11 protein-coding genes and 1 CRISPR repeat array are annotated in these 12,904 nt (G+C 65.2%); of the genes, 8 read left to right on the plus strand and 3 right to left on the minus strand.

The features are described from left to right. Positions 1–59: 59 nt before the first annotated feature. The 6 genes from TX79_RS00560 (at position 60) to TX79_RS00585 (ending at position 5,976) form a co-directional block, all read left to right on the plus strand. The gene (locus TX79_RS00560; protein WP_049925049.1) at positions 60–734 is read left to right on the plus strand and encodes a helix-turn-helix domain-containing protein; all 675 of its coding nucleotides are present in this window, start codon (positions 60–62) and stop codon (positions 732–734) included. A gap of 324 nt (positions 735–1,058) precedes the next feature. After that, positions 1,059–2,657, plus strand: coding sequence for a 4Fe-4S ferredoxin N-terminal domain-containing protein (locus tag TX79_RS00565; RefSeq protein ID WP_049925050.1), 1,599 nt, complete (start codon positions 1,059–1,061; stop codon positions 2,655–2,657). Beyond that, complete coding sequence (nrfD, locus tag TX79_RS00570) at positions 2,654–4,021, plus strand: NrfD/PsrC family molybdoenzyme membrane anchor subunit (RefSeq protein ID WP_049925051.1); 1,368 nt, start codon at positions 2,654–2,656, stop codon at positions 4,019–4,021. Before TX79_RS00565 ends, nrfD begins: the two co-directional genes overlap by 4 nt. Beyond that, positions 4,018–4,332 carry a hypothetical protein gene (locus TX79_RS00575; protein WP_049925052.1) on the plus strand — a complete coding sequence of 105 codons (315 nt, stop codon included), beginning with the start codon at positions 4,018–4,020 and terminating at the stop codon, positions 4,330–4,332. Before nrfD ends, TX79_RS00575 begins: the two co-directional genes overlap by 4 nt. A 160-nt stretch (positions 4,333–4,492) precedes the next feature. Continuing rightward, positions 4,493–4,798 carry a hypothetical protein gene (locus TX79_RS00580; protein WP_049925053.1) on the plus strand — a complete coding sequence of 102 codons (306 nt, stop codon included), beginning with the start codon at positions 4,493–4,495 and terminating at the stop codon, positions 4,796–4,798. 86 nt (positions 4,799–4,884) lie between these two features. Continuing rightward, complete coding sequence (locus TX79_RS00585; protein ID WP_049925055.1) at positions 4,885–5,976, plus strand: Mrp/NBP35 family ATP-binding protein; 1,092 nt, start codon at positions 4,885–4,887, stop codon at positions 5,974–5,976. A 94-nt stretch (positions 5,977–6,070) separates the two neighbouring features. On the opposite strand, the gene TX79_RS00590 is transcribed toward TX79_RS00585, so the two are convergent. From TX79_RS00590 to TX79_RS00600, 3 genes are read right to left on the minus strand one after another with little or no spacing between them, the layout of a single operon-like run. Further along, entirely contained in the window at positions 6,071–6,844 is a 774-nt protein-coding gene (locus tag TX79_RS00590; RefSeq protein ID WP_049925057.1) for a sulfite exporter TauE/SafE family protein, read from the minus strand. Positions 6,845–6,887: 43 nt separating this feature from the next. Continuing rightward, positions 6,888–8,030 carry an asparagine synthase C-terminal domain-containing protein gene (locus TX79_RS00595; RefSeq protein ID WP_049925058.1) on the minus strand — a complete coding sequence of 381 codons (1,143 nt, stop codon included), beginning with the start codon at positions 8,028–8,030 and terminating at the stop codon, positions 6,888–6,890. Continuing rightward, positions 8,027–8,713 (minus strand): PHP domain-containing protein, encoded by a 687-nt coding sequence (locus TX79_RS00600; RefSeq protein ID WP_049925060.1) that lies wholly within the window; start codon positions 8,711–8,713, stop codon positions 8,027–8,029. The genes TX79_RS00595 and TX79_RS00600 overlap by 4 nt, the downstream gene beginning before the upstream one ends. A 224-nt stretch (positions 8,714–8,937) precedes the next feature. After that, a CRISPR array of direct repeats spans positions 8,938–9,756; the repeat unit is 31 nt; unit sequence GCTTCAACCCAACAAGGGTTCGTCTGAAACC. 199 nt (positions 9,757–9,955) lie between these two features. On the opposite strand from TX79_RS00600, the gene purL reads away from it, so the two are divergent. Both purL and TX79_RS00610 read left to right on the plus strand, forming a co-directional pair. Beyond that, positions 9,956–12,127: a phosphoribosylformylglycinamidine synthase subunit PurL gene (purL, locus tag TX79_RS00605; protein ID WP_049925061.1), complete on the plus strand. Its 2,172-nt coding sequence runs from the start codon at positions 9,956–9,958 to the stop codon at positions 12,125–12,127. 185 nt (positions 12,128–12,312) lie between these two features. Beyond that, entirely contained in the window at positions 12,313–12,900 is a 588-nt protein-coding gene (locus TX79_RS00610; protein WP_049925063.1) for a response regulator transcription factor, read from the plus strand. The last annotated feature ends 4 nt before the right edge of the window (positions 12,901–12,904 follow it).

The following is a 12,904-nucleotide window of genomic DNA, read 5'->3' on the forward strand; positions in this document are numbered from 1 at the left end:
GGAATTCTGCCGAATATATTCGTAGCCATGTGGATATAGGTTCAGTTAGAAGATCCCCTATGGCCCAGGCAACCCTCACGATCACGATGCCGGAACAGGTCTGGATCCAGCAGCTATCCACCTCGTATCCGGACGCGACCTTCCGCGTGCTCGCGGCCGTTCCCGGCTCCAACTCCGGGTTCGCGCTGGTACGGATCACCGGTCCCGACGTGGCCGAGGTCGTCGACGAGATGAACGACCACGCCCAGATCACCGAACTCACCCTCGCCCAGTGGAGCGAAAACGAGGCGACGGTCCACTTCGAGACCACCCAGCCGCTGTTGCTGTTCTCCTCGAAGGAGTCCGGCATGCCGATCGAACTCCCCGTCGAAATAACCGACGGCGAGGCGACCATCGAGGTCACCGGCTCCAGGGAACGGCTCGCGGAACTGGCCGAACAACTCGAGCGCTTCGGCCTGAAGTACCGGATCGAGCACGTGCGCGAGCGCCTCCACGAGAGCCAACTCCTCTCGGAGCGACAACTGGAAGTCATCGCGGCCGCCGTCGAGGAGGGCTACTACGACACTCCACGACGGTGTTCGCTGACCGAACTCGCCGAACAGCTCGGCATCGCGAAATCGACCTGCAGCGAGACGCTCCACCGCGCCGAAGAGGCGATCATCAAGCGGTTCGTCGAGGACGTCCCCGGGCTCGAGGACGAACAGTCCCTCGAGGAACAGCTGGCGACGAGTTAACCGTTCGCGCCCGGAGCGCGCGGTCGACGAGGCGCGCCAGCGGGTGATCGTCCTCCATGCCTGGGTACACATTCCGGATCGGTTTCTCCCGTAGTCGTCGTTCCAGCGATGGTCGACGCGTCGGGATCCGCGTTCGGGCGGCGTCTTAATTTAGTTGGGCGAATATGTTCGCCCCCATTCTCACGACCTGGAAATCGGAGCGACACTTCATCGGGATCTAGTTGTGAGTGCTGAGTAGAGTAGTCGCAAATGAACGTATTCAAGTACGCATCGTTCGCTAACCACTGGGTGAAGGACTAGTATGACAAGAGGTGTTGTGCGGAAATGAGCGCGGACGACGAATCGTTCCACCCGCTCGGCAGTGAGTGGGAAGGTGAACTCGAGTCGATGCTCGACGAGACCGAGTACGACACGGATCTCGGTCTCGAGATGGCCAAGGACGCCATGCGCGTCACGAAGGGCGAACTGTCCGAGGCCGAATTCCACGAGAAGTACCACGAGGACGTGATGGCGGAGTTCGGCGAGGACCAGCGCCCGACCCAGGAGGCCTTCGAGGAGGCCCAGGCCGTCGAGGAGGGCACGTTCTCCCGGATGCTCGAGAAGTTCGACGGCGACGGCGAGGAAGGCCGTCGCGACGTGATGAAGAAGATGGGTGCCGGCGCGGCGTTCCTCGGTCTCGGTGCGTGGGGAGCCGCCGACGGCTCCGACCCCGAACCGAACGTCGCCGCCGCAGAGGACGACCACGGCGACGACGACGGCCTCCAGTGGGGGATGACGATCGACCTCGAGCAGTGTGACGGCTGTCTCTCCTGCATGCAGGCCTGTGGAATGGAGAACAACCTCGACCAGGGGGTCAACTGGATGTACGTCCTCGATTACGAGGACGGCGGCCCGGACACCAGCCAGAACCGTCTCGTCCGGCCGTGTCAGCACTGTACCGACGCGCCGTGTGAGAAGGTCTGTCCGACGACGGCCCGGCACACCCGCGACTCGGACGGCCTCGTGCTGACCGACTACGACGTCTGTATCGGCTGCCGGTACTGCCAGGTCGCCTGTCCCTACGGCGTCAACTACTTCCAGTGGGACGAACCCGACATCTCGACGGACGAGATCGCCGCGCAGGCCGAGCGAGAAGGGATGAACGGCGATCACATGACCGACGAACGCGGTCGCTGGGTCGACAGCCGTGCGCCTCGCGGCGTGATGAGCAAGTGTACCATGTGCCCGACGCGCCAGGACGGCCACATGGGCGATGAGAAACGCGGAACGACGGCCTGTGAGGACGCCTGTGACCCTGGTGCGATCCAGTTCGGCGACGTGAACGACGAGCGCAGCGACGCCGGCATGTACAAGAAGAACCCCAGCCGTGGTCGCGCCCTGTGGGGCCTCCACGGGGACGTCCCCGATCCGGACGCCCTCGCCGAAGAACTCTCCGACTCCGACGACGACCTCGAGTCGATCGTCGAGGCCTCGGAGGAACTCGACGAGGACCTGATCGCCCGCGCTATCGCCATCGAGATGACCGGCGAAGAGATGGGCGAAGGGCCGGAACACGGCACGAGCAACCTCGCCGAGACCGAACGCGACATCCTCGAGTTCCTCGAGTTCCTCTCCGACCAGGGGCTCGACCTCGAGGACGAGGAACTGCTCGACGAACTCGGTATCTCGGACCCGCAGGACTACCTCGAGGCTCAGGAAGGCAACCCCGAGTCGAACTTCAACCTGCTCGACGACATCGGGACGAACCCGAACGTTCAGTACCTCGGCAACGAGCCCGGACCACACGCCGAGCAGGTCGAGGGTCCCGTGGCGTACGAGGACGTGATCTACCCGCGCGCTGACGAGGAAACCGTGAACCTGGTCGACAAGCGCCAGGAGGTCCTCAACGAAGGGACCGTCGGAGACGCGGGGGTGTCGCTATGAGCACGAAGACGCCCTCGGAGGAGGACATCCTCCGTCCGGTCAACCTGTTCACGAAGAAGTACCTGATCCTGTTTGGCATCTGCGCCCTGGCGTTCGGAGCGTACCTCGTCGCGTGGGCCTACCAGCTCCAGCAAGGGCTGATCGTCACCGGCCTCGGCGACTGGGGGACCGGCGGCGGCGCGACGTGGGGCCTGTACATCGGCGCGTTCATCTGGTGGGTCGGCATCGCCCACGGGGGGATCATCCTCTCGGCTGCGGTGCGCCTGCTCGGGATGGACCGCTACATGCCGGTCGCACGACTGGCCGAGATGTTGACGCTGGCCGGCCTCTCTGCCGCCGGCTTCTACATCCTGGTCCACATGGGTCGACCGGACCGGATGGTGACGAGCATCATCGGTCACTACCACATCACGGTCAACAACTCGCCGCTGGTGTGGGACGTGACGGTCATCACGGCCTACTTCGTGATGACGGCGACCTACCTCGGGCTGACGTTGCGCTACGACGTCAACCGCCTGCGCGATCAGCTGCCGGACCGCTTCGAGCCGATCTACAAGATCATGACGATCGGCTACACGAAAGAGGAAGACGAGGTCATCGAGCGGATGGTCTGGTGGCTGGCCGCTGCGGTCATCATCATGGCCCCGCTCCTGCTCCACGGTGGCGTCATTCCGTGGCTGTTCTCGCTGCTGCCGGCGATGCCGGCCTGGACCGGGGCGATCCAGGGGCCGCAGTTCCTCTCGATCGCACTGACCTCGGCGATCAGCGGCGTGATCCTCGTCGCCGCGGCGTTCCGCCGCGCCTACGACTGGGACCACATCATTACGGACGACATCTTCCGTGGCCTGCTGCTGTGGCTCGGATTCTTCTGCCTGCTGTTCCTGTGGTTCCAGCTGCAACAGCTGGTCAACGGCTCGTTCCTCGGGCCGGTCGACCAGGCCGAGGCCACCGCGCACAAGCTCGAGCACCCGATCTACATCATCTCGATGCTGATGGTGCTTGGAGTGCTCGTGTTCATCTTCCTGCAGGGGATCCGTCCCGCGCTGTTCAGCAAGGCCCGCGCCATCGGTGCCGGCCTCGTCGTGCTGACGGCGACCTTCCTCGAGAAACTGCTGTTCGTCGTGGAAGGGTTCATGGATCCGCACTTCAACATCTACGCTGCCACGCCCGGAGAGTACTTCCCGAGCGCGATCGAGTGGATGTCGCTGGCCGGCACGATCGGGTTGGTCGTGCTGTTCTTCATGGTTCTCTCGCGGTTCGTCCCAGTGGTCGAACTCCACGCGATCGAACACCTCCGGGGCGACCACGGCCACGGCCACGAAGAACCGGCTGACTCAGCTACCGAACAAGAGGTGAAAGCATGAGCGTCACTACCACGTTCGCGGCCGCACTCTCGTCGATCCTCTACCACGGATACGACGGGACCGAAGGGTTCACCGGATTCGTCAACGAGGGTACCTGGGTCATCTTCGCGTTGATCCTGGTGCCCATCTACATCATGGTCATCGCCTGGTTTACCGGTACACCGCGCGATACCAAGTCCGGGTTCCTGGGCATCTCGTACCTCGTCGGCTTCACGACGTCGATGTGGGTCGGGATGTTCTTCCTGACGGTCCTGATCGGGATCGTCTTCTACGGCGGTGCGCCGGAACCGATCGGCGCTACCGGCCCGTAATACCGGTCCACAGACGGTTCGTCTTTTTTCGCGCTCACGTCCGAAACGACCGTTCCGTACTTCTCGCGTCCTACTGCGACACCATCCACTCCGCCGAGGACGTTAACCGCTTGAACATCCATGCACCAGCACCACCGTCCAGCAAGTGATCCGTCGTGGTATGGTTTCAGTCTCCGCCCTCGAGACGGTCCTCTATCACGGCTACGAGGGGACTGCCGGATTAACGGGCTTTCCGAACACGGGGACGTGGCTCATCTTCGGCGTCGTCCTGTTGCCGATCTACGTGATGGTCGTCGCGTGGTTCACGGGCGTTCCACGTGATCCGAAAACCGGGCTCATCGGTGTCACCTATCTCGTGGGGCTGGTGACGTCGATGTGGGTCAGCATGCTGATCCTGACGGTCCTGCTCGGCATCGTCTTCTTCGGCGGCGCGCCCGAACCGCTCGGGCCGACCGGCCCGACCTGAGGCCGCAGCGAATCCGGCGTTCGCGTAGCGAACCATCACACGTATCCCGTTCGGCGACCTTCTCTCGGATAACGCAAACGCCTACCATGAGTATCACCGAACACGAACTCAAGATCAGACTCGAGGAGATCGAGGATCCCGACATCGGCGAGGACATCGTCTCCCTGGGGCTGGTCAACGACGTCACCATCGAGGACGAAACCGCCAGGATCTCGCTGGCGTTGAACGCACCCTACGCCCCGTCAGAGATGGAACTGGGGAACGAAATCCGCGACCTCTGTGACGAGGTCGGCCTCGAGGCCGACCTCCGCGCACACGTCGGCGAGGAACACGGGTTCGACGATACGGTCCTCCCCCGGGTTCGCAACGTCATCGCCGTCTCCTCCGGGAAGGGCGGCGTCGGCAAGACCACCGTCGCGGCCAACCTCGCGGCCGGCCTCGAAAAGCGCGGCGCGATGGTCGGCATCCTCGACGCGGACATTCACGGCCCGAACGTGCCCCGCATTCTGCCGGTCGAGGGCGAACCGGGCGTCATGCCCAACGAGGACATCGTCCCGCCGCGCTCCGACGGCGTCCGCGTCATCAGCATGGGCTTCATGACCGAGGAGGAGGACGACCCCGCCATCCTGCGGGGACCGATGGTCAACAAGTTCATGATGAAGTTCCTCGAGGGCGTCGAGTGGGGCCGCCTCGACTACCTCATCGTCGACCTGCCCCCGGGCACCGGCGACGCGACGCTAAACCTGCTGCAGTCGATGCCCGTGACGGGATCGGTCGTCGTCACGACGCCTCAGGAGATGGCTTTAGACGACACCCGAAAGGGGATCCAGATGTTCAACAAGCACGATACGCCGGTACTGGGCGTCGTCGAAAACATGAGCTCGTTCGTCTGTCCATCCTGTGGCGATCAGCACGGCCTGTTCGGGACGGAAGGAGCCGACGCCATCGTCGAGAACTACGACGTGCCGCTGCTGGGCCGCATCCCGATCCACCCCGACTTCGGCGCGGACGACACGGCCGGCCCGCTCGTCAAGGACGACGACAGCCCGGTCCAGGAGTACGTCGAGGACGTCGTCGGCGAGGTCGCCGACCGGATCGGCGAGACGAACCGACGCATCGTCGCCGAACACACCGACGACGAACCGTTCGACACGCTCCCGACCGAGACCGAGGACTGATCGGTTCGCCGACCACGCCGTCGATCTCGGGTTTCGTCTCCGCTTTAGTTTCTCAGGACGAGTTCGCACGGACTGGAGCGACCAGCCTGCGGAGTCAGACGATCAGGTAGAGCCCGGTCGGGAGCAACACGACGCCCAGAACCGCCTCGAGGGCGTCGGGATCGACGCGGTGGGCGATCACCCAGCCGCCGACGGCACCGAAAACGATCGGCACGCCGGTGACGAGCGCGAACGGGACCGAAATCGCGTCCTGAAACGCGTAGCCGCCGGCGGCGAATCCGGAGAGGAAAATCGCCTGCGTCTGGGCGACGCCGAGCGCGACGAGCATCGGGACGCCGAGCACGACCAGCGCCGGAACCGCGATCACCGGGCCGCCGATGCCGACGAGGCCGGCCGCCGCGCCGAGGACGACGCCGACCGCGCCGAAGGTGACCTGCCCCCGTCGCGTCGCCGCGTCGACGCGTGTCACGCGTGGTAGTTCGCGGACTCGCCTGTAGACGAGGACGATCCCGGTGCCGGCCGTGAGCACGCCCAGCAGGACGCCGAAGAGCCGCCGCGAGACGGAGGCGTTGAGTGCGGTGCCGGCCAGCGCACCGAACACGCTGGTCGCGCTCAGCAGGATCGCCAGCAGCCGTCCCTCGTCGCCGAGCAGTTCCCCCGAGCGGGCGTAGCCGACCGCGCCGACGATGCCGACGGCGACGAACAGAACGTGAGCCGTGCCGGCGACCTCCGCCGAGGATAGCGGCGTCCCCAGATAGAGGGCGATGGTGACGAAGATGCCGCCCGCGCCGATCGTCGTACAGCCGATCCCCGCCAGTACGGAGACGGCGACCAGCGCGAGCAGGCCCTCGAGCGGGATCGGAACCACTGTACCGGCCGTTCCACGACTGACGTGAAAACGTTCCCTGCCGTCAGTCGGTGCGTCGGTCGTCGTCCTCGAGCAGGGATTCGACGTACTTCGTGACGTGGTCGTCCATTCGCCGCTTGAAGCCGTTCTGACGCGCCAACCGATCGAGTTCCCGGGCCACGAGACTGCCGTACTGGACGGCTTTCTTGTCCCGCGTCGCCACCTCGTCGGGGAGGAAGTCGGCGGCGACGGTGCGGAAGCCACGTTTTCGGGTCTCGTCGTCGGCGAGGAGTTCCGTAGGCAAACGCAGGGCGGCCGCTACGACGGCGTCGTGCAACAACGGTGCGACGGGCTCGAGGCCGGTCGCCCGAATCGTGAGCACGTCACGGGGGAGTTGCTCGGGGAGACTGCGGATCCCTTCGCGGACGGCCCCACGGGTCGTCTCGGCCTCGACGCGGTGGTCGAGTCGGACGACCTTCTCGTAGCCGCCGAACAGTTCGTCGGCCCCCTGACCGACCGCCAGTCCGTCGAAGCCGTCCGCGGCGACCCGCTCGCCGACCAGATACAGCGGGAGGGCGATCTGGACGTCCATCGCGTTCGTTCGCCCCGTCGCGCGAGCGATGTCGGGTACCGCACGCTCGAGGTCCGCTGGCTCGAGTTCGACGACCGTCAGGTCCCGCCCCATCACGTCCGCGGCCGTACGAGCAGCCTCGACGTCGTGGCTGTCCGGGAAGCCGACGACGTAGAGCGGCGCGTCGAGTAGTTCGGCCACGAACGCGGAGTCGACGCCGCCGGAGAAGGCGACCGCGACCTCGAGGTCGGACGCACGGACGGCCTCGGCCGCTGATCGGATCGCCGCCTCGAGCGCCTCGAGTGCGGCCTCGGCGTCGGTCTCCGGGTCGGGGTCCGGCAGCGTCCACTGTGTGTCGAACGCGGCCTCGGTCCCTCGGTCGTCCTCGAGCGACGCCACGTCGGTCGCCGTTCCCGGGGGCACGGGAACCGGCTCCTCGAGGTCGCCGGGCCGGAACGCCCAGCCGCGAGACGCCGTCACGGGACCGGTTCGTTCGACGAACAGCGGCTCGCGGCCCAGCACGTCACGCACGAGCGTCCCATCGACGACGCCAGCGAAGCCGGTCGTCCCCGGGAATGGCTCGCCGTCCTTGATCGCTTCGCGGATGAGGTCGGGATCCGCCCCCCGCAGCGTCATTGGAACAACCCCATGATGCCGCTTCGGACCCGTCGGCTGACGCCGCCGGCCGCCTGTCGGAAGCTGATCCGCCAGGGCGTGCGCTTTCCTTCGACCGACGTCTTCCCCTCGCGGATCGCCTCGAGGATCGCGTCGGCGGAGCGTTCGTCGGCGTCGACCCGGGTGACGGCCTGACCAACCATCTCGCTGATGTGGGCGTCGCTCCCGGCGGTCATCGGCAGGTTCCGCGTCCGGGCGTAGCGCCGGGCCTGTCTGTTCGAGCGCCCGGTCAACAGCCGGGAGTTGTACACCTCGATCGCGTCGCCGTTGGCCAGTTCCTCCCGTGAGATGCGCGCGATGACGCCGTGTCGCGACTCCTGAAACGGATGGGGGATCACCGCCAACCCACCCAGATCGTGGATCGCTTCGATCGTCGTCTCGAAGGAGAGGCCGGGCGGGATAGGTTCCTCGATGCCCAGTCCGAGCACGTGGCCGGCCTTGCTCGAGATCTCCATCCCGGGGATTCCGACGAGGTCGTACTCCGGGGCCAGGGCAGCGGCCTCGAGGCTCGCGTCGATTTCGTCGTGATCGGTGATCGCGATCGCGTCGAGGCCGACCGCCTGTGCCTGCTCGAGGATGAGTTCGACGGGGTCACGGCCGTCGTACGACAGCTCGGAGTGGGCGTGGAGTTCGACCGACAGCACACCCGTTCGTTTATCACGCCTGATGAAAAGCGCCCCGGTCCGACCGTTGGCTCGCGAAATCGGATCACCGACTGCTGCTCGCTCGACCCGGATCGCGCTCGGCCATCGATTCATCTGAACCGCTGGCGACTGTGATCGAACTGATGGATTAGTCCTTGACTCTTTCAATGAATATCCGACTGAAACGATGGGGGTCCGGGAAGAATGGAAGATCACTGTTTTTAGCTTCAACCCAACAAGGCTTCATCTGAAACCGTGAGCGGGGCAAGCCAGTCGATCGTCCACGACGGCTTCAACCCAACAAGGGTTCGTCTGAAACCCGTCCAGATCGGGTCCGCGAGGTTGTAGCCGCCGCTTCAACCCAACAAGGGTTCGTCTGAAACCGGCCTTGAGGCTCTGTATCCCTTCGTAGATCGACAAGCGCTTCAACCCAACAAGGGTTCGTCTGAAACCAATACAGGCTATGGTGACGTCGATCTCACGGTTGCTTCAACCCAACAAGGGTTCGTCTGAAACCCCCATGGATTTCGCTCGATCGAGCAGACGGTGATTTGCTTCAACCCAACAAGGGTTCGTCTGAAACTCTGTCATTCCCTTGTACTGGATTGCCAGTATAGGGGCTTCAACCCAACAAGGGTTCGTCTGAAACCAGCAGTCGCGTGACCCGTCGTCAGCGTGTAGTCGAGCTTCAACCCAACAAGGGTTCGTCTGAAACCCGGCGCAGTCATGCGGTTAGTGCCTCCACCCTGTGCTTCAACCCAACAAGGGTTCGTCTGAAACCATTCTCGATTGACCCAGCGGGTCAGTAACTTGTGAGCTTCAACCCAACAAGGGTTCGTCTGAAACGGCTGGCGTGTACTTCGGGCGCGTGAGTGGGATGGAGCTTCAACCCAACAAGGGTTCGTCTGAAACTCGATCGTCTCCTCCTGGACCGAGGTCGGTCGGGGCTTCAACCCAACAAGGGTTCGTCTGAAACCGTCGGCATGGCCTACGGCGTCCGTCGGTACAAAATGCTTCAACCCAACAAGGGTTCGTCTGAAACCATGGCCGATTTCGGGCCGTCAGGCTGGCTAAAGGCCGCATTCCTCAAAGGCTTTCCGTCGACCTGCAATAGCAGGTCACTCCCGGGGGGTCGATGGAATGAAGGGACCACCGAGAGAAACCAGAATTCAGTTCGACTAGTGAATACACAAATGTGCATATGGAAACCCCTTTACCCCCCGACTTCCACCACCGACATGAATGAGTCTTGCCGAGTCGGATCGCGAACTCGTCGTCGAGGAACTGGGGCGTGAGCCGACCCCAGCCGAGGCGGCGCTGTTCGAGAACCTCTGGAGCGAACACTGCGCGTACCGCTCCTCGAGACCCCTCCTCTCCGCGTTCGAGAGCGAGGGCGAGCAGGTCGTCGTCGGGCCGGGTGACGATGCGGCGGTCGTCGCGCTACCGAATGGCGAGGACGCCGAGAGCGACGCGGAGACGTACATTACGCTCGGGATCGAGAGCCACAACCACCCCTCGTACGTCGACCCGTTCGACGGGGCCGCGACGGGCGTCGGCGGCATCGTCCGGGACACCATGTCGATGGGTGCCTACCCCATCGCGCTGGCGGATTCGCTGTACTTCGGCGAGTTCGACCGCGAGCACTCGAAGTACCTCTTCGAGGGCGTCGTCGAAGGGATCAGCCACTATGGCAACTGCATCGGCGTCCCCACCGTCGCGGGGAGCGTCGACTTCCACCCCGACTACGAGGGCAATCCGCTCGTGAACGTCGCCTGCGTCGGCCTGACGGACGAAGACCGACTCGTCACCGCGGAAGCCCAGGAACCGGGGAACAAGCTCGTGCTGGTCGGCAACGCTACCGGCCGCGACGGCCTCGGCGGGGCCTCCTTCGCTAGCGAGGACCTCTCGGAGGACGCCGAGACCGAGGACCGGCCAGCAGTCCAGGTCGGCGACCCCTACGCCGAGAAACTGCTCATCGAAGCCAACGAGCAACTGATCGAAGAGGGCCTGATCGAGTCCGCTCGCGACCTCGGGGCGGCCGGCCTGGGTGGGGCCTCGAGCGAGATGGTCGCCAAGGGCGGCCTCGGCGCGCACATCGAACTCGAGCGGGTCCACCAGCGCGAACCGAACATGAACGCCCTCGAGATCCTGCTCGCGGAGTCTCAGGAGCGGATGTGTTACGAGGTCGAACCGGAGAACGTCGACCGAGTGCGCGAGATCGCGGAGCGGTTCGACCTCGGCTGTTCGGTCATCGGCGAAGTGACCGACGGTAACTACGTCGCCACGTTCGAAGGCGAGACGGTCGTCGACGTGGATGCCTACTTCCTCGGCGAGGGCGCGCCGATGAACGACCTCGAGAGCGAGGAACCGGCCCAGCCCGAGACGGACCTTCCCGACGCTGACCTCGAGGAAGCCTTCGAGACCGTCGTCTCGAGCCCGAACACGGCCTCGAAACGGTGGGTCTACCGCCAGTACGATCACGAGGTCGGCGTCCGGACGAGCGTCGGGCCGGGCGACGACGCGGCGATCGTCGCGGTCCGCGAAGCGGGACAGGGACTCGCCATCTCCTCGGGTGCCGCGCCGAACTGGACCGACGTCGCGCCGTACGAGGGTGCCCGCGCGGTCGCCCTCGAGAACGCGACGAACGTCGCGGCCAAGGGCGCGACACCCCACGCGGCGGTCGACTGCCTGAACGGTGGCAACCCCGAGAAGCCCGGCGTCTACGGCGGCTTCGAGGGCATCGTCGACGGTCTGGCCGACATGTGCGCGACGCTCGAGACGCCGGTCGTCGGGGGCAACGTCTCGCTGTACAACGACTCCGCGGCCGGCCCGATCCCGCCGACGCCGACGCTCGCGCTCGTCGGGACGAAGGACGGCTACGACGCGCCGCCGCTGTCGGTCACGTCCGCCGACGGCGAACTCCTCCTGATCGGCGACGTCGGTCTCGAGTCGGGGGACGTACGCCTCGGCGGCTCCGAGTACCTCGCGCAGTTCGGCGGGAGCGACCGGTTCCCGGCGCTGCCGGACGGCTCCGCCGCGTTCGTCGAGACGCTCGCGTCCGTCGCCGACGCGGACGCGACGCTCGCCACCCACGACGTCAGCCACGGCGGGCTGGCGGTGTCGCTGGCCGAGATGGTGACTCCCGAGGCCGGTCTCGAGGTGTCGATTCCCGTTCCCGACGGGACGGCCGGTGCTGCTGGCGCGCTGTTCCACGAACAGCCCGGCCGCGCGCTCGTCCAGACGACCGACCCCGGGGAAGTCCGCGAGGCGTTCGAGGGCGTCGCGCCGGTCGTCTCGCTCGGGTCGGCGACGACGGACGGCCGACTCGGGATTTCGGTGGCCGACGACACCATCGAGACCGACGCGGCGACGATCGCCGACTATCGCTCGACGATCGACGTGGAACTCGAGTAGCCACTGATCGTCGGCGTACACCCGTTCGGAAGCCGACGGCCAGTTCGGAACGATCGTTCCTCGCGAGCGGTCCACTCTCAATCGTCGTGAGCGCTCCGATCGTGCCAGTTGCGTAACCCGTAGCTTATTGTAATCTCGGTACCCAGTGTCGAGCAACCGACAGCCGTACCGGGGTGATACGATCGATGACGACGGAGTCTCCACGCGTGCTGGTAGTCGAGGACGAGCCCGATCTGGCCAACCTCTACGTCGCCTGGCTCGAGGGTGCCGCCGAACCGACCGCGGTGTACGACGGTACGGAGGCCCTCGAGGCGATCGACGAGGACGTCGACATCCTCCTGCTCGACCGGCGAATGCCCGGCCTTTCGGGGGATACCGTCCTCGAGACGATCCGCGAGCGTGACCTCGACTGTCGGGTCGCGATGGTGACGGCGATCGAACCCGACTTCGAAATCGTGGGGATGGGCATCGACGACTACCTCGTCAAACCCGTCACGAAGGAGGAACTCGTCGAGACGATCGAGGGGCTTCACCTGCGCTCCCGGTACGACGAACAGCTACAGGAGTTCTTCGCGCTCGCGTCGAAGAAAGCGTTGCTCGACCGGGAGAAACCGGACGCCGAACGGAAGGCGAGCCACGAGTACGACCGGCTCGAGGACCGACTGGCCGTCTTGCGTGCCCAGTTGGACGAAACGGTCGAGGAACTGCTCGCGGCAGACGACTACCGGGAACTCTGTCGCGATCTGACGCGAGAGACCGTCCTGAAGGAGTGAGTTC

Origin of the sequence: Halopiger goleimassiliensis (assembly GCF_000455345.1) — an archaeon.
In the GTDB taxonomy this organism is placed as follows: Archaea; Halobacteriota; Halobacteria; order Halobacteriales; family Natrialbaceae; genus Halopiger_A; species Halopiger_A goleimassiliensis.